The 20,093-nt window shown below is 44.0% G+C and carries 19 protein-coding genes; 13 read left to right on the top strand and 6 right to left on the bottom strand.

Annotated elements, in window-relative coordinates:
• Positions 1–6 precede the first annotated feature (6 nt).
• Both MKY98_RS18290 and MKY98_RS18285 read right to left on the bottom strand, forming a co-directional pair.
• A complete protein-coding gene (locus tag MKY98_RS18290; RefSeq protein WP_029515552.1) occupies positions 7–1,350 on the bottom strand; it encodes an amino acid permease in 1,344 nt (447 codons plus the stop codon).
• Positions 1,351–1,644: 294 nt separating this feature from the next.
• Positions 1,645–2,949: a VWA domain-containing protein gene (locus MKY98_RS18285; RefSeq protein WP_069010475.1), complete on the bottom strand. Its 1,305-nt coding sequence runs from the start codon at positions 2,947–2,949 to the stop codon at positions 1,645–1,647.
• Between the two features lie 179 nt (positions 2,950–3,128).
• Here MKY98_RS18285 and MKY98_RS18280 point away from each other — a divergent pair, with 179 nt between their 5' ends.
• The gene (locus tag MKY98_RS18280; RefSeq protein ID WP_081317522.1) at positions 3,129–5,123 is read left to right on the top strand and encodes an AraC family transcriptional regulator; all 1,995 of its coding nucleotides are present in this window, start codon (positions 3,129–3,131) and stop codon (positions 5,121–5,123) included.
• A gap of 173 nt (positions 5,124–5,296) precedes the next feature.
• Here MKY98_RS18280 and MKY98_RS18275 read toward each other — a convergent pair whose 3' ends face one another.
• Entirely contained in the window at positions 5,297–6,349 is a 1,053-nt protein-coding gene (locus MKY98_RS18275; RefSeq protein ID WP_029515549.1) for a 2,3-butanediol dehydrogenase, read from the bottom strand.
• Positions 6,350–6,690: 341 nt separating this feature from the next.
• On the opposite strand from MKY98_RS18275, the gene MKY98_RS18270 reads away from it, so the two are divergent.
• Positions 6,691–7,728: a LacI family DNA-binding transcriptional regulator gene (locus MKY98_RS18270; RefSeq protein WP_013311372.1), complete on the top strand. Its 1,038-nt coding sequence runs from the start codon at positions 6,691–6,693 to the stop codon at positions 7,726–7,728.
• A 117-nt stretch (positions 7,729–7,845) separates the two neighbouring features.
• Positions 7,846–8,496 (top strand): hypothetical protein, encoded by a 651-nt coding sequence (locus MKY98_RS18265; RefSeq protein ID WP_069010476.1) that lies wholly within the window; start codon positions 7,846–7,848, stop codon positions 8,494–8,496.
• Positions 8,497–8,636: 140 nt separating this feature from the next.
• On the opposite strand, the gene MKY98_RS18260 is transcribed toward MKY98_RS18265, so the two are convergent.
• The gene (locus MKY98_RS18260; protein WP_069010477.1) at positions 8,637–9,566 is read right to left on the bottom strand and encodes an AraC family transcriptional regulator; all 930 of its coding nucleotides are present in this window, start codon (positions 9,564–9,566) and stop codon (positions 8,637–8,639) included.
• 200 nt (positions 9,567–9,766) lie between these two features.
• On the opposite strand from MKY98_RS18260, the gene MKY98_RS18255 reads away from it, so the two are divergent.
• From MKY98_RS18255 to MKY98_RS18240, 4 genes are all read left to right on the top strand, one after another.
• The gene (locus tag MKY98_RS18255) at positions 9,767–10,048 is read left to right on the top strand and encodes an Atu4866 domain-containing protein (RefSeq protein ID WP_069010478.1); all 282 of its coding nucleotides are present in this window, start codon (positions 9,767–9,769) and stop codon (positions 10,046–10,048) included.
• A 49-nt stretch (positions 10,049–10,097) separates the two neighbouring features.
• Positions 10,098–10,835 (top strand): SDR family oxidoreductase, encoded by a 738-nt coding sequence (locus tag MKY98_RS18250; protein WP_069010479.1) that lies wholly within the window; start codon positions 10,098–10,100, stop codon positions 10,833–10,835.
• 222 nt (positions 10,836–11,057) lie between these two features.
• Positions 11,058–11,336, top strand: a complete 279-nt coding sequence (locus MKY98_RS18245) for an ArsR/SmtB family transcription factor (RefSeq protein WP_029515545.1) — start codon at positions 11,058–11,060, stop codon at positions 11,334–11,336.
• Between the two features lie 71 nt (positions 11,337–11,407).
• A complete protein-coding gene (locus MKY98_RS18240; protein WP_069010480.1) occupies positions 11,408–12,580 on the top strand; it encodes an MFS transporter in 1,173 nt (390 codons plus the stop codon).
• Positions 12,581–12,681: 101 nt separating this feature from the next.
• On the opposite strand, the gene MKY98_RS18235 is transcribed toward MKY98_RS18240, so the two are convergent.
• Complete coding sequence (locus tag MKY98_RS18235) at positions 12,682–13,494, bottom strand: GNAT family N-acetyltransferase (protein ID WP_029515543.1); 813 nt, start codon at positions 13,492–13,494, stop codon at positions 12,682–12,684.
• A gap of 439 nt (positions 13,495–13,933) precedes the next feature.
• On the opposite strand from MKY98_RS18235, the gene MKY98_RS18230 reads away from it, so the two are divergent.
• Complete coding sequence (locus tag MKY98_RS18230; RefSeq protein ID WP_029515541.1) at positions 13,934–14,305, top strand: hypothetical protein; 372 nt, start codon at positions 13,934–13,936, stop codon at positions 14,303–14,305.
• 227 nt (positions 14,306–14,532) lie between these two features.
• Here the strand turns inward: MKY98_RS18230 and MKY98_RS18225 are convergent, their stop codons facing one another.
• Complete coding sequence (locus tag MKY98_RS18225; RefSeq protein ID WP_069010481.1) at positions 14,533–15,537, bottom strand: chitosanase; 1,005 nt, start codon at positions 15,535–15,537, stop codon at positions 14,533–14,535.
• 265 nt (positions 15,538–15,802) lie between these two features.
• On the opposite strand from MKY98_RS18225, the gene MKY98_RS18220 reads away from it, so the two are divergent.
• The 5 genes from MKY98_RS18220 (at position 15,803) to MKY98_RS18200 (ending at position 20,045) form a co-directional block, all read left to right on the top strand.
• Positions 15,803–16,591: an isocitrate lyase/PEP mutase family protein gene (locus MKY98_RS18220; protein WP_069010482.1), complete on the top strand. Its 789-nt coding sequence runs from the start codon at positions 15,803–15,805 to the stop codon at positions 16,589–16,591.
• A 37-nt stretch (positions 16,592–16,628) separates the two neighbouring features.
• On the top strand, positions 16,629–17,189 hold the full coding sequence (locus tag MKY98_RS18215; protein WP_039274368.1) for a bifunctional transcriptional activator/DNA repair enzyme AdaA: 561 nt from the start codon (positions 16,629–16,631) through the stop codon (positions 17,187–17,189).
• 26 nt (positions 17,190–17,215) lie between these two features.
• The gene (locus MKY98_RS18210; protein ID WP_069010483.1) at positions 17,216–17,701 is read left to right on the top strand and encodes a methylated-DNA--[protein]-cysteine S-methyltransferase; all 486 of its coding nucleotides are present in this window, start codon (positions 17,216–17,218) and stop codon (positions 17,699–17,701) included.
• Positions 17,702–17,714: 13 nt separating this feature from the next.
• The gene (locus MKY98_RS18205) at positions 17,715–18,002 is read left to right on the top strand and encodes an antitoxin Xre/MbcA/ParS toxin-binding domain-containing protein (RefSeq protein WP_069010484.1); all 288 of its coding nucleotides are present in this window, start codon (positions 17,715–17,717) and stop codon (positions 18,000–18,002) included.
• Between the two features lie 159 nt (positions 18,003–18,161).
• On the top strand, positions 18,162–20,045 hold the full coding sequence (locus MKY98_RS18200; protein WP_069010485.1) for a stalk domain-containing protein: 1,884 nt from the start codon (positions 18,162–18,164) through the stop codon (positions 20,043–20,045).
• The last annotated feature ends 48 nt before the right edge of the window (positions 20,046–20,093 follow it).

Here is a 20,093-nt window from a genome sequence, read left to right as displayed (position 1 = left end):
TGCTGCTTACGCCTGCTTTCTCCGGAACTTCACCAAAGACCAAATGACCAGAAATACCATGAAAGCCACGCACACGCTAATGCTGATGCGATTTTGCGGGTCAAGCAAGAATAGAACCGCGATTATCCATAGGCATCCCACTGTAATCGCCGTTACATAAGGGAATCCCCATATCTTGAAAGTAGGCTCCACTGGATAAGATTTGCGCAATTTCAATTGGGACAGACAAATGCAGCTCCAGACGAGCAGCACGACGAAGCCCGGCACAGCCATCAAAATACGGAAAAGCCCGTCCTGAGCGATATAAGCAACCATGGAACCGACAATCAGGATTACAGCACACAATTTGAGACTATTCACTGGAACCCCATTGGAAGACAGGCGGGCAAGTGACTTGGGGCCTTCTCCATTGACAGCCAGCGAATGGAGCATACGTGTAGCCCCATAAATTCCCGAATTGGCGGCAGACAGTACAGCAGTGATCAGAATAAAGTTCATGACATGAGCCGAGCCTTGAAGCCCTACAGAAGACAATACCTGTACAAACGGGCTGGTATTCGCATCCAGTTGGTTCCAGGGAATCAAGCCACAAATGATGAGAATTGGCAACGTATAGAACAAAACAACGCGAAGAATAAAGCTTTTAACCACTCTAGGCAGTACTTTTTCCGGATTTTCTGTTTCCGTCAACGTCAGTCCAATCAGCTCGGACCCTCCGTATGAAAAGGTTACGACCAGCAGCGCTGAAAAGATAGCCAACCAGCCATTGGGTAGAAATCCGCCGTGCTGCGCGTAGTTGCTTAGATAAGGTGGAGTTTCAGTGGGAATAATCCCGAACAGTATACAGCCACCTAAGGCGATGAAGATAATAATCATGGCAATCTTAATACCTGCAAGCCAAAATTCCAGTTCCCCAAATCCGCCGACACTCAGCATGTTGACGACAATAATGAAAGCCGCACTGACTAAACTGAGTACCCATAGAGGGACATCTGGCAACCAATATTGCAGGAAGCTACCCGCAGCAATGACCTCAATGATACAGACGGCCAGCCACATGAAGCAATACAACCAGCCGATAATAAAGGACAGTCGTTCTCCAAAAGCTTTGCGAATAAAATCCTTCATATTCATGTTGGGATAGACGGTAGCCATCTCGGCAATTGCGCCCATAACGACCAAGAGCAGGAGTCCTGCGAAGACATAGGATAAAATAACTCCTGGTCCCGCCAAGCTAATCGTTTCGGTGCTTCCTTTAAAAATACCCGTCCCGATGACTCCGCCCATAGCCATAAAGGTAATATGCCGTGGGAGCAGCTTTTTGTGCAAAGTGGGTTCATTTGATTTCAATATGAAATCCTCCTTCATATAGTGTATAGCTTCAGCATAGCCCAAACAGGGTTACTTCAATTAGACTTATACTACATGAAAATATCCAATTAGGAAATGAAAGAAATAGGATATGGTAGGGAGATTGAAATCGATAGAGGACAAACTGAAGATAACAGAGGCAGAATGCTGGCGCTGAGGATTGCTTTATCAGCGATCATTGTGCCTCTTATTGCTCTACTTGGTGATATTTAAGTGATCACGCAGGGGGCATGAGGGCGTTAATCTGGTGCAGTATTGGCGTTACGGCGGGAACTAGCTCCGCAATATTCCTTTAGCCCGTACTTGCTTGAGCCAACTAGGAAACTCATTCAGCAGACGGTCGTACAATTCTGCATCTGTCACGGAGTCAATGTCATCCAAGGCAAAGAAATCTGCATTATCTACTACGCGGCCGCGCATCTTATCCAACTTTCGAAGAATTCCGTAATCGGCTTTACCAAGACCTACAAATTGCCAGAAAATCGGAGTGCTTGAGCTTTTAATCAGCAGCTGTTCTATTTTTTTTTGTTCATAAATACCTCCATCACTAAAAAAGATAATGTAGGTCGGGATCATGTCGTTGGGATCTTCTTTTGTGTATTTAAGTATGATATCCTTCATGACTTCTGGCTCGTTATTGCCCCACCCCAGCTCACTATCTTCACTAGGCTCAGCATAATTCCTATGAATGTAATTCTCGAAATTCCTCTCTGTGACGCTTGGAGCACGTTTGGCTTTGTCCGCAAAAAACCATACATCCATTTCACCATCGTCATCCATACAGGCGGCTACAGCCAACACACGTTCGCAGGCTTTTTGCACAGTCCCACCCGTGTACAATTTGAACATAGAAATAGAAGCATCGAATACAACCGCTACACGTGCTTTTTCACGGTCTATTTTTTTCTTTTTCAGTGAAAATTGTACATTCTGCTTGTGCAGATTAATTCTTGCGTTAATGGGGGCAGTCTCTTTTCCGCCAGCTTTAGCACCTACCGCGCTTAAGATCGCCGATGTAGGGATGTTCATCTGAACGGTATCCACTGGCGATTCCGTTTCCTCCACGGTCACACCATGAGCTTCGGCAAGCGGCTTTAGTCCTCCGTTGAAACCACGCCCAACTGCGCGAAGCTTGAAGCCAGACGTATGACGATACACTTCTGCCAGCACAAGCGATGTCTCACTGGTGGCTTCGGTGATGCTGTAGGTGATATGGGATTGCTTGCCTTGAGCAGTAACTGAGCAGCCGACCACATCGGCAAAAGTACCTGGGCCGTCCAGTGTGGCCGCAAACACACATTTTTCCACCCCGGTTCGTTCCAGTTCCTGGAGCGCTACAGTAAACTCAGTGGTTCTGTCATTTGGACGCTGTAACCGTACATGGCCGTGCGGGTCAGCGGGTTGATTGTAAAAAACGAAATAGTCATCTGAGGAAACCTTTCCGTCTGCTCCTACCATAAAACAGCTAACATCCAGTTCGGCAGGTGCATGCTTCCATGTAATGGTGACCCGCACTGTATCTTCCTTACCGAATGGTGCATTAGCTCCTGTACTCAATGCAACGTTGGGACCGCTCATGCTGTCAAACCCCCTATGTATTTTAAATCTTGTATTATACAAATTGTACCATGGAAATGGTATATTCACTTTGTTTCGTGCAGGAATATTTGTCTCATGGTAGACGCAGTAAAAGATGATATATAATGAGGTTGGTTTGGATACAAAGTATGATATTTATGAAGCGGAGGCCTTGACAAGTGAAGCAGGACCGGAAAAAGCAGACAGGTTCCCACACCGGGACGAGTAAGGAGCATGAGGCTGACGAGCTGAACGAGCTGCTGTCCTTATGGCTCCACTCGTCGATCCGTGTCATGGATGTCCGGCATATTCGACTGGAGCCAGAAGAGTTGCTTCAACCGTATCGTCTTCCAGCGCAGGCTTTTGTATTTGTATTGCAGGGTAGCGTGCGTTTGGATGGTGATTGGAAGGATACGCCACATTCAGGGTACGTACTGCATGGCAGCAAAGGCTTTGTACTGAATATGAAACCCTCGCAATGCGGGATTGAATATATCCTTGTACTATATAAAGCGACTTCACTATCGGGACATACGGTGTATAATCATCCTTCGATAGTTCATGGTTTTTCACCGCCTTATCCGGTTATACTGTATCAAAAGCTTCAACTACTGAAGTACGCATGGCAGGATCAAGAGGCGCTATCCAAGATTCAGGCTCAGGGTCGGTTCTATGATTTTGCATATGAATGTATGAGGCAATTGCAGGAACCGAAGGCTCGAACTTCTGCGCGGGGTATCGTGACACAGGCCATTCGATTTATGCAGGATTGTTACGCGGAGTCCATTACGCTGGAACGTTTGGCCGGATTATTGGAATGTAGTCCGCGGCACCTGACCCGGTTATTTAAAAAACAAACAGACTGTAGCCCGATTACGTACTTGATTCAACTGCGAATGGACAAGGCGAAGGAGCTTTTGCGGAAGACGGATGCCACTTTACAGGATATTGCTGTCAGTGTGGGGTACCCGGATGTCTATTTCTTTAGCCGAGCATTCAAAAAATATACTGGCGTATCCCCGGTTCACTATCGGGACAGCCTATATTCATCTGCTTTTATGGGAGATACACGTCTAGATAATCCATTGAGCATGTCCGAATGTTCCATTGATTCGATAAGTGGCGCCCTGCATACTGGTATTGAGGATAATAATCATTATCAAAATTATGATGAAGGGATTTTACGAATGAATAGAAACGCAAAGCATTCCATGGCATTTATTTTATTGCTTAGTTTTACCCTGCTGCTCAGCGCGTGCTCAGACACATCCAGTCCTACGGCAACCGATGGTGCTTCGCAAGGGAACAATAATACATCAGCGGAACCAACATCACAGGAAAGGGTGCTGAAGGATGCACTCGGGCATGAGGTGAAGATTCCGGCTCAGCCTCAACGTGTGATCGCTTCTTATCTGGAGGATCATCTGGTGGCGTTGGGTGTTAAACCGGTAGCCCAATGGTCGGTGGGTAAAAATTCAGTTCAAGCTTACTTGCAAAAAGAACTGAAGGATGTTCCTACCATCGCTTCAGATCTTCCGTTTGAGGCGGTTCTGAACTTCAAGCCTGATTTAATCATTATGGACAGTGCGAGCATGGTGGAAGGCGACAAATATAATCAATACTCTAAAATTGCTCCAACCTACGTGGTAGGCAGTAATATGAACAATGATTGGCGTCAAGAACTGCTGACCGTGGGTGAGGTGCTGAATAAGAGCAATGAAGCGAAGCAGGCATTGAGCAACTACGACAAAAAAGCAGCAGAGGCTAAAGCCAAGCTGAGTCAGACGGTGGGACAAAAAACTGCGGCGGCATTATGGGTAACGGATAAAAACGTGTATGTCGTAAACCAGAATCTATCCAGCGGTGATGTATTGTATAAGGATTTGGGATTCAAGATTCCACAAGTCGTACAGGAGATTTCCAAAACGGCTAAGGCGAACTGGAGTAATTTATCGCTGGAGAAGCTGGCCGAGCTGGATGCGGATTATGTCTTTATCGTGAACAGCAAAAACGTAAGTAAAGAAGATATTGTAAAAGATCCTGTATGGGCGGGAATTCCAGCCGTTAAAGAAGGCCATGTATACGATTTTGGCAAGGATTCCAGCTGGTTGTATACAGGTACAATTGCAAATAGTCAAATGATTGACGATGTTCTGAAAAATGTAACTAAGTAATGTAACTCAATAAACTAGATTATAATAAAACAGCGCTATTCTCACTTAACGGCAGAAGCCACAGTAGGAGAGCGCTGTTTTGTCTTTTTAATTCCGTATGAACTCTTGCCGTGCAACCCGGTTTTATAATAAAAGATGTCTGCATAGAGCAGACATCTGGTTTATTTTCTAAATTAAGCTTGCGGAGATACCAGGATTTTAACCTGATTTTTCTCTTTCAGGAGTCCTTCAAAACCTTGCTCAATCACTTCTTCGAGCTTAATGCGTTTGGTAACCAGCTTGTCGGCTGGGAAATATCCTTTTTCCATCAGGCTGATAACAGCCGGGAATACATCACGGTAGCCGATAATACCCGTCAAATTGCGTTCCTTCATGACAATATTGTTCGGTTTAATCGGAGCTTCTTTTTCAAAAATGCTGACGATCATGATTTGTCCGCTGATTTTAGTAGATTCAATAGCTTGAGTCAGCACAGGAGGTACTCCAGTGACTTCATAGGCTACATCTACGCCACCGTTGGTCCGTTTGTGCAGCTCTTGCACCACATCATAAGTCTTAGGATCAAGCACAATAGCACCCAACTCTTCAGCTTTAGCTTTACGCTCCTCAGAAAGCTCTACTGCATAAATCTCAGATGCGCCCGAAGCTTTCAACGCTTCAATAACCAGCAATCCGATAGGACCAGCGCCAAATACTACAGCTTTATCGCCGACTTTCAGTTGGCTTTGACGAACAGCATACAAAGCAACGGCCGAAGGCTCTACCAATGCGCCTTGCTCGAAAGATACGCTTTCTGGAATTTTGTGAACCATGTGCTCGTCAGCTGCGACATATTCAGAAAATCCACCGCCGCCGCCTGCCAGACCGAGGAAGCCCATTTTATCGCAAAGATTATATTTGCCTTGTTTACATGCATCACATTCTCCACATGCAAAAACCGGTTCTACAACGACACGGTCGCCAACCTGAATCTTGGTTACACCTTCGCCGATTTCGACGACTTGTCCAGAGAATTCATGTCCCATTACGATCGGCGCTTTTTCGCCAGTCAATGGATGCTGAGCATCTTGGGGAATAAAGATTGGTCCTGCTACATATTCGTGAAGATCACTTCCGCAAATGCCACACCATTCTACTTTGATTTTTACTTTTCCTGCCAGAGCGGCGGGTTGCTCAATGTTTTCCAATCGTAAGTCTTTTACTCCATGCCATCTCAATGCTTGCATGTTTGTCATCTCCTTGAAGAATATATGATCATTGCCTCTATAAAAGTGAATGAATTAGGAAACGTTTCCGAAAAATAATATGTCACAAATTTTACACATTGTCAAACCAAATTCATACAAAAAGCACTTGATTTTTTTTGTGAATATAATCACTTGTGACTACAGTGCTATATTCGGCTCGTTGCTTTTATACAAAGAGATTTTGTGGATTTTTCAGGTGAAGCAAAGACAAGAAGAAAACGACTTCAATTTTTAGACACTCATTCTGTGGTATAATATCAGTATTAAGACTTTATTTTAGAAAGTCAGAAAACGATTCCGTTCTTGAAAGGATTTTGGGCGTGACAGATCAAAAGAAAGTAACCATAGAGGATGTAGCCAAGCGGGCAGGAGTCGGTATTGCGACTGTCTCCAGAGCTATTAACGATAGTGAGGGCATCAGCCCGAGAACGAAAGCCTTGATTTTGCAAGTGATTGAAGAGATGGGGTTTACGCCCAACACCTCGGCTCAGAGCTTGAAAGTGCGTCAGACACGACAAATCGCGCTGGCCGTGCCGGACATTCGTAACGCGATTATTCCAGAAATCGCTTGGTCCGTAGAGCAGGCCGCCAAGCAGCATGGTTACCGTGTCGTGCAAATCAATACCGCCGGGAATGCCAGAATGGAGCTTGAAACAGTTCGTGAGGTCAAGAAGCTGCATGTCGACGGGCTCATCATTATGCCGCTGGCGTATCCGAAAATGTTGGTAGATCTGATTAACAAAGCTAGCGTTCCCGTGTCCATTATTAACTATGGCAAGAAGCTGGGCGAAGATGTCAAAGCGGATATCGTCAGTCTGGCCCGGCAAGAGGGAAGACTCGTGATGGAGCATTTGCTTAAAATCGGCAGAACAAGAATTGCCTATGCAGGCGCTGCGAAGGACAAAATCGAGGAAAGATACTTCGCTTATGAGCAGTCTCTCCAGCATGTGGACCCTTCACTCGTTTATTTTGGTGATGATTTCTCCTTTGAGACAGGGTTGCGTGCTGCCGATTATTTTTACAGCTTGAAACATATGCCGGATGCTATTTATGCGGTTAATGATATGGTGGCGATAGGGATCGTCAATCGATTTAAGGATTTGGGCGTAAAAGTGCCGGATGAGGTTGCTGTAGTTGGTATTGATAACAATCTGTGGGCTATGGTAACGACTCCTCAGATCAGCTCAGTTTCCATCATGGGGGAAGAGGTGGCACGATTGGCTGCGGAGCTGCTGCTCAAGCGGATTCAGGAACAGACACCTGGGGATTATGAGCGTGTGCAATTCGAGCCTCGTCTGATCGTGAGGGAATCGAGCGTCTCCGTGATCCGTAAGCCTACGGTGGGACGTGACGCGTAAAAGTCTAGATGGAATCTTCCTTTGTTAGATGGATGAACGGTTGCAGGCGTAGCAAGATAGGAGTGGATTTTGGGCAATTATAACGACCATTGTTTGTTCAGACAGGAGAGTGGATTCATGTTAAAAGGGAATGGGTTCGTTTCTGCAGCTTGTACTGCACTAATGCTGGCTGTAACCATAGGGTGTACTCCCCAGCCAGTGGGACAGGATGCTGAAACTGTGGCGCCGTCCGGAGCAAACCATGGGGAGTCTAAGCAAACTGCAGCCGATACGCAGCATACCCAGCAAAGTAAAGAGGAGCTTGTGCTGTCCTTTTATAAGGATTCTTCCCTCAGTGATGAAGCAAAAGTACGTCATATAACGGACCATTTAGCAGGAATCCAATGGGGAAAGATGAACGAAAACAATGAACATCAAAGCCTGGAAATGATCGAATATTTGTATAGGCAGCGAGCTTTTATTCTATCGGAAAGTTTTCCAAATCTGATCCGAGCTTCTGAAGGATTGGATGGAGCTTTAAGCGAAAGCTATGCTGCCCTTATGGGAGATTTGTTTACAAGAGACAGAACTGCGATGACTCGAGCATTGGCAAATATGGATAAAACCAACCGCACACAAGGTATAGGAAGCATCGGGTATGCTCTCAGCTATAGAGAACCCAAGGAAGTCAAGAAAGAGATTCAACAATGGCAGGCAGGACAAAAGCTTACTACGGCAGAGAAGGATGTCATTCGAGCTTTGTTCGTCAAGCTGGATAATCCGTATTAATGCATGTATAGAGGAAATATTGAACAGCCGCGTCTCTACCGGAGGAGCGGTTGTTTGTGCTGTTTTTTTACATCCTGCCATCTATGATGGGATAAGCGTTAGTAGGACCATTGGTTTCATATGTTCATCTAACAACGTGCTCAAGTGGCCTGGTGATCCTGATCCGAGCGCAAGCGTTTGATATCACTAATTGGAGGCAGGCCGAACAAGCGGGCGTATTCGCGGCTGAATTGTGAGGGACTCTCGTAACCTACCTGAAAACCTACATCTGCCGCATCCGCTGATTCGGATAACAACAGGCGGCGGGACTCTTGTAGACGTAATTGTTTTTGATATTGCATGGGGCTCATAGCCGTAACCTCTTTAAAATGACGATGTAGTGACGAAGGACTCATATTCGCTAGTTTGGACAATTCTTCAATACGCAACGGCTTATCATAATCCTGCTTAATCCGCTTTATGACTTCTGCAATTCGGTTGGAATGGCTGCCGGTCATGACCAGTTGTTTTAAGGATTCCCCCTGATTACCCTGTAAAATCCTATACAGTATCTCACGAATGACTAATGGAGCAAGCACCGGAACATCTTGCGGGTTTTCCAAAAGATGCACTAGCCTTACCACGGCATCCAGCAGTAGTGAGTTGGTTTGACTTACATACAAGCCTCGTCTGGAATCAGGCATGGGGCTTGTGGGAAAAGCAGATTCCTTGATCAGGTCCAAAACCTGATGCGGATCAAAATTGAGCCGGAGGCACAAATAAGGAGCTTCTGATGACGCTTGGATGACCTGCCCCGAGATCGGCAAATCCACCGACACAACAAGGTAGTCGGATGTGCCGTAATGGTAGCTTTCCTCTGCGAGCATCACGACTTTTCTGCCTTGTGCCACAATACATAAGGCAGGTTCATGGACTTGATGTACCGGAACGGTTGTATTTGAACTTCGGACGAAGTGAAGCGAAGGTATGGCTGTAGTGAGAACTCCGTCCTGATTTGAAAATCGTTCTATAAGCCTTGCCAATTCGGCTTGTTTTTCCATGGTAGAACCCTCTATTTTGGTTGCCCCCATCGTGACACATCCCTTCTTTCAACGTAGCCCGTTTTCATTTTCAGTAGTTTATTACATATTAAGGGTCTTTGGAGGATTAGGCAATAATTTGCTCTGATTCTTCTACCAGCTCGATGGACATTCCTCTCATAATAAGATGCAGATACAACACCTAATGAGCAAATGAGAAAAAAATAAAAATGCAAAGGAGTGAAATAGTCATGGAGAGCAAAAAAACGGAAAAAAGTGTACACGCTTCGCAGCATCCCTATATAGGGATGTGGGTAACTGAAGACGGAAATATCCGTCAGGAACTCTTGCCTAATGGTCGTTATGATGAAGCACGTGGTCAGAGGCAAAGTGCCTATACAGGAAGCTATATCATCGTAGAAGATGACTATATCGAGTATGTGGACGACACTGGATTTACGGCAGATGGTGAATTCAAAGATGGTGTCTTGTATCATGCAGGGATGGTTTTTTACAGGGAAGAGAAAAAGTAATCTATTTTATCTTTTTTCAGTGACATTTTAAACTAGAGGAGGAATAAGCATGTTGGATATTAAAGGGAAAGTCGTAGCTATTACGGGGGCAAGCAGTGGGATCGGTGAAGCTACTGCCCGTTTACTTGCTCGCCATGGGGCTCATGTGATATTAGGGGCCAGACGCACAGAGAGACTGGAGGCTCTGACATCCGAGATTCGTTCTAAAGGTGAATCAGCTGATTATCAGCAACTGGATGTGACGAAGAGGGACCAGATGGAAGCGTTCATTAACTACGCGGAAAAAACATTTGGGCGTGTGGATGTCATTTTGAACAATGCGGGAGTGATGCCTCTTTCAAAATTAGAGGCCCTGAAGGTAGAGGAATGGGATCGCATGATTGATGTAAATATACGAGGCGTTCTGCATGGGATTGCGGCAGGGCTTCCGATTATGAAAAAGCAAGGATTTGGTCAGTTTATCAATATCGCCTCTATTGGCGCGTATAGTGTAACCCCGACTGCAGCGGTGTATTGCGCTACAAAGTATGCGGTTCGGGCGATCTCTGAAGGATTGCGCTTGGAGGTGGGGGGAGATATTCGTGTGACGCTGGTATCGCCGGGAGTAACTGAATCTGAGCTTGCTGACAGTATTTCAGATGAAGAGGCCCGGCAAGGAATGAAAGAGTACCGTCGTATTTCGATTTCGCCTGATGCCATAGCCCGTTCCATTCTGTATGCCATGGAGCAGCCAGCGGATGTAGATGTTAATGAAATTATTGTCAGACCCACGGCAAGCCCGAATTAATGCTACGGCATCCATGATTCTCCCTTTACACTCAGATCATTTTTTCCTCCATCCTTTATGGATGGGGGATTATTTATCGGATGAGAAAGACCATCATTCACACCTCAGAGTGTAAAAAAGCTGTACCTTTATAATAAACGGGTTTACTTTTACAAATGTTTGTGATAACTTTATTTCGACAAACATCGAAATTAAGATTGGAACAGAAGGGAGCCGAACAGGGTGAAAGATACAACGGAAATGCAACAAGCTGTAAAAATATATAAAGCACTTGGAGAACCAACTCGTCTCAAGATAGCACTTCTGCTAAAAGAGGAAAGTGGCCAATGCTGCTCTGTGCTGGGCGAGAAGCTGAACAGTGTAGCTATTTCAACGCTATCGCATCATCTGAAGCAAATGGCAGAGTCGGGGCTGCTCACATACCGTAAAGAGGGGACGTTTATCTATTACAGCTTGGATGTGGAAGCAGCGCAGAAATATGCCCCGTTCCTGATGACATAATTTTTTTTAGTCTTAATTTCGATATTTGTAAAAATATAAAAACAATATAAGAAAAGAGGCGTTATTTAAAAATGCAGAGCACGTGGAAAGTGTATATTTTGGCCATTGTTAGTTTTTTGGTAGGCACATCCGAATACATTATCTCAGGCATTTTGGATCAGATTGCGACAACCATGGGGATTACGGTGTCCGCAGCGGGACAGTTGATTACAGTCTTTTCTCTTGCTTACGCGATTGGCACGCCGATTCTGATGGCAGTAACCGCTAAATGGGACAGACGCAAGCTGCTCCTGAGTTCGCTCGGATTATTTGCAGTAGCTAATGCCCTCTCCTTTATTCTGCCGGGTTTTGGAATGTTTATCGCCGCACGTATTCTTATGGCCCTCGGGGCGGGGATGGTTGTGGTTACAGCACTGAGCATTGCTGCGAAGATTGCTCCAGCCGGCAAGCAGGCCAGTTCTATTGCTACAGTTACTATGGGTTTTACAGCCTCGCTGATTATCGGGGTGCCGCTTGGAAGAATGATATCTTCTGCATATAGCTGGAAAACCGTATTTCTCGGTATCGCTTTGACAGGGATTATTGCCCTAATTGTTATTGCAATGACGATTCCCCGCTTGAAAGGAGATCAACCGATTCCCTTACTACAGCAATTTGCTCTTCTGAAGAAGCCTGAAGTTGCTTTGGGATTGGCGATTACCTTCTTTTGGGGAGGGGGATATTTCCTCGCGTATACTTACATTTCACCGTACTTGCTGAATGTATCAGGTGTAGGGGATAATATGCTAAACTCAGTATTACTTGCCTTCGGGATTGCCAGCCTGATCGGGTCGAAAATCGGTGGATACAGCGCAGATAAAAAGGGTATTTCCTTTACATTATTCGGGGGCATGGTGTTGCATGTCTTTTCCTTGCTTTTACTTCCTGCCGCCGCTCATTCCCTGATCGCAGTATTTGCTTTATTGATCCTTTGGTCGTTCGCTGCCTGGACAACTGGACCTACTCAACAATATAACTTGGTCACTCTTGTGCCTGAATCTTCCGGTGTGATGCTGAGTCTCAATCAGTCTACGATGCAGCTTGCCATGGCGGCCGGAGCTGGGATCGGTGGTGTAGTTGTTGGTCAGGTTTCGCTGGCTTCCATCACCTGGTTTGGAGCAGCAGGGGTCGTTATAGCTATTGTGGCTGTATATTTACTTTCACGAAGATCCTCAGTCCACACGGAATTGGGTGTTACGGAGTAAAGCTTATAGATAAGTGAAAAGGAGGCCCAGTGATGAAGGTGACATTGTGGTCTTCTTTGATTTTGAATGAACAATAATATGCTCTCTTGCAGTAGGAGGGCTTATTCAAACGTAATATCAGTGATTTTGCCGGCTTCCTTAAAGCCGATATTTTTATAAACTTGATTGGAAACCGAATTTTTTAAATCTGCATATAGCATGGGTACTAAATGCTCATTTTCCAAAATCGAACATAGCTCGGATACCATTCCGCTGGCAAAACCTTTCTTTCGTAAATTAGGCGGGGTATACACAGCATTAATGCGAGCATGTCTCGGCGAGCGGTGAGCAATATTAGCCATGGACACAGGCATGTTATTTACAATCCAAAGATACAAATTTCCTGTCCCGATGGTCTTCTCCGCAACCGATATTTGACTAACCGGATCAATAAAACTACCTAAAGCTTCTTCTGAAAAACCAGCTAGAAACTGGGCAACTAATTGTACATCCTCTGGGATGGATTGTCGGATCATTCCCTCAACGCCCGAGGGCTTTTTATATTTAGGACAGAAATAAGATTCCATGACCATATGGGTATGTACCTGAGCAGCATGACGACGTTGTGCGTAAGCATTTGCGAACTTCTCGACTGTTTCGGCATCACCACATACACCTGATAGGGTGGTTCCTTTTAAATAACGTAAGAGTTCTCCTATATAGGTCAATTTATGATTATCTGTGATTTGTTGTGAGATCCATAACCAGGCCTTATGTCCGGGTGATTGAGCAAAGACCATATTTTTATCGGACGTTTTGAGGCATGTTGATCCTTCTGACTCACAAATTCGATGGATCAAATGGTATCGAACTTCATCAGCCAAAAATAGATTTTGATTTAATATATCGTCGTTTGGGACTAGTTGCTCAATCATGACTCTGCCTCCTAATGAGCTGTGACCTAAGCACTTGTAAAGTGCTATGAAGCTATGAAGATTCGGTTGTTATATCTACTAGGATTTAAACTTCCGCGCTATACGCTTCTTATTTTTTTGTCGCCAAATCCATCTTTCGATAAAGTTTTTTTCTTTTCTTTCCTGAAGTGTTTCCTTCATACCCTTAATAAGAAATTCGGATCTTCGCTTGTCGTTTCTGCTAATTTCACGTAGTTCCTCAATAAATTTATCGTCCATGTCCGCATCTCCGTTAGTTCAGGATTTTCCAAATTGCTAAGCTAGATTATACAGAACATATGTTCCTTTTTCAAGTCTGCATCGCTCTATTCAATCACATAACCATTTTTAGATGGATGCTGCGAGGCCCGCGCCAATCGGATGGTGAGGCATAAGATAAGTTGAAAGGAGGAATTACAACATGGACAACAAAGCATATGTATCTCAAACGTATCCACGTCTTACAGTTTACAACGAAGAAAATTTTCGGGGTTCCAGGAGAGTATTCAGAGGAAACCTAGGCATTCGTAATACCGATAACATTCTCGACGGCATCGAAAGTCTGCGTTTCTTTTCTACCAGCAGCAATGCTACACTGGTACTCTTTACAGGCACGCGGTTTAGAGGTAACTTCCGTGTGTTTAGAGGCAATCGCAGCATCGCCGACCTGGATGATCTGATTCGTGGGAATGATGTGGAATCTATTATCTCTACCAATCAACGTTTGACGTTGCAACAAATCCGTAATATCCGCAGTAGCGGTAGACTTCCATCTGGCTACCGAATCATCTAACGGCCTTATTTCGACTTCATAACCATTTTACAAGACTGTTTCAGGAGCTTGCAACTTTCGGGCTTTTGGGACAGTCTCTCTATTTGCACACGCGACCCACATATTTGAATGATGAGAGGAACTGTTTGGGAAAATGGGACCTTGTTAGTAGTCAACACCAACTCAATATTTATGAAAATAAATAAAGGAGGACATACGATATGCCCTCCTAATGACGTATATTGTATTTACTTCAGTTCCCAATTCGTTGCTTTGATCACGGCTGCATCTGCGTTCTTAAGATCTGTTTCGCCAGAAGCTAAGAGAGAACTCCATTGTTTCACACGATTCTTACCATTGGGAGGTTGGTTATAATCGTTGGTATCGACAACCAATGTACGCTTAGCATAGAAGCTAGTCATGAAATTCTTCTCATTCGTACTACTGCCTGAACGTGAGAGGATTCCTTCAAGACTACCTGAATCACCAGTAGCGCCTTGATTGAGTGCTGTGTCGACAAATGATCCAATCGTTAGAGCAGTATTAAATCCGCGTTTATGTGCTTGCTGTACACTATATTCGATATAGGTGTCATAGAACGTACGCCACATGGCTTCTCTCCAAGCTTCATTGTTTTGGAGAGCGTTGATCTTCTTCTTGATTACACTATCGCTATCGCTGAGCTTTAGAATCGAACCATTCATCTTCCCCTTTAGACCAGCACGTGTTAATCCACCTGCAATGGAAGGGTTGCTAGCTCCACTAGCAGCATCAAAAGCTTTAAATAAGTACGGGCCATCTGGTCCCGTATCATTTGAACCGCCTGTTGTTGCTCCAAAGATACCAATGGTGTACCCACGATTATCGCCGATATCTTCAGCATAGCCATAGAATTCAGTCCATTTCAAAGAATCTTGCTCTGGTTTGTTCACTAGCTTCATAATATTATCCCACTGCTCACCGTCGAGTCCTGTATTAGCCTTCAGGAACTGAAGTGTTGAAGGTGAGAAATTAGCATCATGGTCAATAGTTGTAACCGCTGCTTGGCTAGTAGCTTCTTCGCTGGTAAGGGATAATGGCTGTATACTAGCTTCATTTGAGTTGTCGAAGCCCTCATTTAAATCGATCGTTTTCTGCACCGGAGTCCCATTCTCTTCAGCAAAAGCCTTGCTAGGTGAAGAGCCGGACAAGCTAGAGAAAGAAGCGACTACAGTAAAGCTTAGCAAGATCATAAGGAACTTTATTTTATACATATAACTCCTCCTATAAAATGTAATTGTGAAAGGCTAAAAGCGTAGATTTCCATCTAACTCGAATGGATTTAGCAAGAGTATAGATAAAAAGCATAGGATTGAATAGAGCTTAAATAACCGTTTTTTTCAAAAATTATGATTTATATGTGAATAAATGGACCAAGTTGTTCCTAGATTCCTACAGACCATAAGTGCAAGAATGAGGACGAAACAAAGATAGCCTCTTGATAAAATGAGTTACATCACATATCAGGAGGCTATATTTATGAACAAAATCCAGCAGTTTCATGCACTTCACACATTAGAGGAACTTTTATTTTTAGGGAACGCCTGGGATCTGCTATCTGCGGTGGCTCTGGAGAAAGCAGGTTTTAAGGCGATAGGTACGACGAGTTGGGGGATTGCCAATACGTTTGGATTTTCAGATGGAGAGCTTATTGATTTTGACCAGCACGTAAGTATTATTCGGACGATTGTTGAGCATGTTCAGATTCCAGTGTCGGCAGATATTGAAGCAGGATATGGAGAGGACACGGCAACGATTGTTGAGCATGTTTTAAGGGTAGCCGATGTGGGAGTTGCAGGGATTAATATTGAGGATTCTTTGAAAATGCAAAAGGGACTTCGAGAAGTGGGTCTGCACAGTAACCTATTGTCCAAAATTAGAGCGGCCTTGGATGCGCGTGGGTTTCAAGCGTTTTTTATAAACGCAAGAACGGATACATATTTGCAGATGAATACTCCACTTTCAGAGACCATAGAGCGGGCCAAAGCGTATGAGGATAGTGGTGCGAGCGGAATTTTTGTTCCAGGATTAAAGCGTGATGAAGAGATCAGGGAAGTTGTGTTTCATATCCATGCTCCGCTTAATGTTTTATCCCTGCCGGGTCTGACGAATGTCCACCAGCTTCAGCAGTTAGGAGTTAAACGGTTTAGCTTTGGAAATGCATTTTCTGATAAGATAATAGTTGCTTTGCAAAAGAATGCAGAACAGTTGATAGAGCTACAAGATACATCACATTTATATGAGGATTTTGCAAAATCCTTGAGCTAGATGAATATGAACTATAGAAAGGACGGAGCATTCGATCATGGCTAACCTTAGTCTTTCTTTTGAAGAAATGTGGGAGAAAATTATAGCGTGTGATCGTAAGTATGACGGGTTGTTTTTTACCGCTGTGAAAACAACCCGCATATACTGCCGACCTTCCTGTCGATCCAAAAAGCCGAAGAAAATAAATGTAGAGTTTTATTTTGATTTGGACAAAGTGGAAAAGGCGGGTTTTCGTGCTTGCAAAAGATGCCAGCCCCATACAGACCATTCGCCGTATATCAGACTTGTGCAGAATGTGGTAACCTTCTTGGTTAATCATTACAAGGAAAAACTTGTATTGCAGGATATTGCGGACCATATCGGAATAAGCTCCTTTTACTTGGATCGGATCTTTAAACAGGAAACCGCCGAAACCCCGCGCACGTATTTGGAAAAAATAAGAGTAGATAAGGCAGCCTATCTTCTTAAAAGTACAAATCTTACGAATCTTGAGATTTGCTATGAGACGGGCTTCCAAAGTCCCTCCCATTTCTATAAGGCGTTTCGTAGCTTGAACCATTGTTCTCCTAGTGAGTATAGAAAGTTGAGTAGGGAATAGAAAAGGAAGGAGGTTGTATCCTTCTTATGAGCGAACTATACGTAATGAAGTATGTATCGCCGATTGGAGAGATAGAGATACAGGGCACAAATGAGGCTGTCTATTCTATTATGTTCTCTAATCGGAATGAGCTCTTAACGAGGGCTATAGAAGAGATTCCAATCCAAGTATTAGCGGAATGCGCTATCCAGCTTGACGAGTATTTTAAAGGTGAGCGCTTTGAGTTTATGTTTCCTTATGCCTTTGAAGGTACGGATTTTCAGCAAAAAGTATGGAATGCTCTGGTGTCCGTGGGGTACGGTAAAACAACAGCTTATAAAGATATTGCTCTTGCTATTGGAAATGAAAAAGCGATCCGAGCCGTAGGCAGTGCTAATGGAAAAAATAAGCTGAGCATTGTGATTCCATGTCACCGAATTATCGGTTCCAATCAGAAACTAACGGGCTATGCAGGAGGGCTATGGAGAAAAGAATGGTTGCTCCAGCATGAAAAGCGTTGTCTGAGGCCCTAAGGAGGGTTCGTAGATGAGAGACATATATTTGAAAGAGTTTAAGCCGGAGAACTGGGCCAACATGGTTCAGGTCTATCAGGAGCGGTATGCACAGGTAGATCCGGCTAAAAGAGCAAAAGTGGCCAAAAGTAAAATTCCCAAGGAGATTCAGATTGTGCTGCTGCCCGATATGGGGGAGTATTTGCTGATTTGGATGGATCGAAAAGTCCCCGCACTCGGCAACGAAACACCGTCGGATTATTTGAAAAGCGAAGAAGGGACTAAAGCACTGAAGGCGGCTATATTACGTATGCCACGTTGAAGAAGCGGACCAAGAAGATACATATGAACATTGAACAGAGCGCGAATGATGGAAAAAGTGAGTTCCTATATCCATAACTGTAATCAGATGGAATGAACTTCATCTAACCCTATGCTATGATTTACCGACAAGAATATAGATTTAAAAGGGGAAATAAGAATGAAGCTCAAAAAAATGATGTTCCTACTTTCGTTTTTAACGATATTTGTAGGGTTGATCACTTTGTGCACAGAAAGTGTTCAGGCTGCCAATTCGACAGTATTCAAAGATGGAGATAAGCTTAAGCTTATTCTTGATGATGGTAATGGAGTAAACAGAGTGTTTAAATTTGATCTCCCGTTTACGATTAAGCCTGATACACCAATTCGTCTGTATAGCAACAACATTGAAATTCCTTCTGGTGACTTTACGATCGATTATGCCAACTCCACAATTACGATTGCGGATTCACGACCAGCACCTGGGCCAGGATCAGAAAATCATATAGAACTTCCTATAGCTATAACTATGAAAGGGACTGTGCAGTCAGTCGATGAATCTACAGTAACTCCACTTGCGGAGGAGCCGAAAGTAACGCAGCCTGAGGTGGAGACCCATATAAAAGAGATTCCCACTCCCAGTGAACCCAAAGTTGCTCAACCTGTGGATGAACCGAAAGTAATTGAACCGCAAGTAACCCAGCCGATCGAGGAGCCTAAAGTGGACCAAGCGGTTGATGAGTCACCGGAAATCCCTTTGTCTATCCCATCTGGAGAAAATTTTCCGGGTACATTTACAATCAACTCTTCAAGTACATCATTTTCAGTTCGTTTGAAGATGAAAAATATTCAACCCACGTACACTTCATATGTTATGGTCAAAAATGCGGATGCTCAATTAATTAAACGGATTCAGTTCGATCCGGAAACAACGTTTAGCTACCCTTTGAGTAACCTGAATTTATCTACAGGTGGATATTACTTTTATATCAAAATGATCGATCAGTCGGGAAATTCGGCAGCGTCTGTACCCCAATTTGTTCCTATAAATAATAACAAGGCTCAGCAGGTTGAGGTGTTTATAGACGGTAAACTGCAACAATATGAGCAGCCTGCGACCTCTATTAGCGGAAGTATGCTGGTGCCATTTCGTGCCGTTTTTGAGGCGCTTGGGGCGAAAGTGAAGTGGGATGGAGCTACCAAGACCGTTACTGCAACCAAAGGAAATACAACGATCAAGTTAACTGTAGGCTCCAGGGATGCCTATATCAACGGAAAATTAGTGCGTCTCAATGCGGCGCCAAGACTCATTAACGGCAAAGTAATGGTTCCTATTCGCTTTGTTAGTGAGGCGCTGGGTGCGAAGGTGAAGTGGAATATTGCAGCTCAGAGCGTTGTGATTTTCCTTGCTCCACCGCAGGTTTTGACAACTAGCGAAAGTGAACAATTAATGGAGGAAAATGAAGATGCTTCCGAATCACAATCCAATCCAACGATTCTGAAAAAGATATCCACCACCTTCTCCAAATCTACGGATATTGTGTTCGTCATAGATGTTACGAGTAGTATGACAGGGACGCTGGATTATGTGAGACAGAAGGTGAAAGGCTTTGTTGATTCCGTTCCAGCAGGTTCTCATTTTGCTGTCGTTGCATTTCGGGATATCAATCTGAAGGCAGATAAAGATTTAGAATTTTTGGAGTTTACGACCGATAAAAATAAGTTAAAAGGTAACTTGAATATGCTGCGCCCTTCCGCTGGCGGGGATTTGAAGGAATCGGGATTAGAGGCTATTCAGTTAGCTATAAGTAAATTTCCCAAAAATTCTAATTCCAAAACAATCATATTCATTACAGATGCACCAGTTCATGATAAGAATACAGCCCTGGGTAAAGCCCGTTTTTCAGTAGATGAAATTAACGAGCAATTACAGAAAAATGATGTTATTTTTAATGCAATCGTGCCTGCAAATGGACTAGCCAACAAACAAATGAAAAAGCTTGTAGATTCCAACGAAGGGACTTTGTATGATATCAAGGAGGCCAAGCTGAATTTGGCGAAGTAGGTTTGTCCAAACTCAATTAAAGCCGTTAAAGGGAGCCGATGCCAGGCT

The sequence above is a fragment of the Paenibacillus sp. FSL M8-0228 genome (genome assembly GCF_038007385.1).
GTDB classification, from domain to species: Bacteria; Bacillota; Bacilli; order Paenibacillales; family Paenibacillaceae; genus Paenibacillus; species Paenibacillus polymyxa_D.
The sequence above is the reverse complement of the archived record's forward strand: the minus strand, read 5'-3'. Positions and strand labels throughout refer to the sequence as shown.

Bases quoted from the DNA above. Each gene is read 5' to 3' on its own strand.
- MKY98_RS18230 (WP_029515541.1), top strand. From the start codon at position 13,934: ATGGACAACAAAGCATATGTATCTCAAACGTATCCACGTCTTACAGTT.
- MKY98_RS18225 (WP_069010481.1), bottom strand. From the start codon at position 15,537: ATGTATAAAATAAAGTTCCTTATGATCTTGCTAAGCTTTACTGTAGTC.
- MKY98_RS18240 (WP_069010480.1), top strand. From the start codon at position 11,408: ATGCAGAGCACGTGGAAAGTGTATATTTTGGCCATTGTTAGTTTTTTG.
- MKY98_RS18220 (WP_069010482.1), top strand. From the start codon at position 15,803: ATGAACAAAATCCAGCAGTTTCATGCACTTCACACATTAGAGGAACTT.
- MKY98_RS18200 (WP_069010485.1), top strand. From the start codon at position 18,162: ATGAAGCTCAAAAAAATGATGTTCCTACTTTCGTTTTTAACGATATTT.
- MKY98_RS18210 (WP_069010483.1), top strand. From the start codon at position 17,216: ATGAGCGAACTATACGTAATGAAGTATGTATCGCCGATTGGAGAGATA.
- MKY98_RS18255 (WP_069010478.1), top strand. From the start codon at position 9,767: ATGGAGAGCAAAAAAACGGAAAAAAGTGTACACGCTTCGCAGCATCCC.
- MKY98_RS18215 (WP_039274368.1), top strand. From the start codon at position 16,629: ATGGCTAACCTTAGTCTTTCTTTTGAAGAAATGTGGGAGAAAATTATA.
- MKY98_RS18285 (WP_069010475.1), bottom strand. From the start codon at position 2,949: ATGAGCGGTCCCAACGTTGCATTGAGTACAGGAGCTAATGCACCATTC.
- MKY98_RS18250 (WP_069010479.1), top strand. From the start codon at position 10,098: ATGTTGGATATTAAAGGGAAAGTCGTAGCTATTACGGGGGCAAGCAGT.
- MKY98_RS18205 (WP_069010484.1), top strand. From the start codon at position 17,715: ATGAGAGACATATATTTGAAAGAGTTTAAGCCGGAGAACTGGGCCAAC.
- MKY98_RS18260 (WP_069010477.1), bottom strand. From the start codon at position 9,566: ATGGGGGCAACCAAAATAGAGGGTTCTACCATGGAAAAACAAGCCGAA.
- MKY98_RS18235 (WP_029515543.1), bottom strand. From the start codon at position 13,494: ATGATTGAGCAACTAGTCCCAAACGACGATATATTAAATCAAAATCTA.
- MKY98_RS18265 (WP_069010476.1), top strand. From the start codon at position 7,846: ATGTTAAAAGGGAATGGGTTCGTTTCTGCAGCTTGTACTGCACTAATG.
- MKY98_RS18275 (WP_029515549.1), bottom strand. From the start codon at position 6,349: ATGCAAGCATTGAGATGGCATGGAGTAAAAGACTTACGATTGGAAAAC.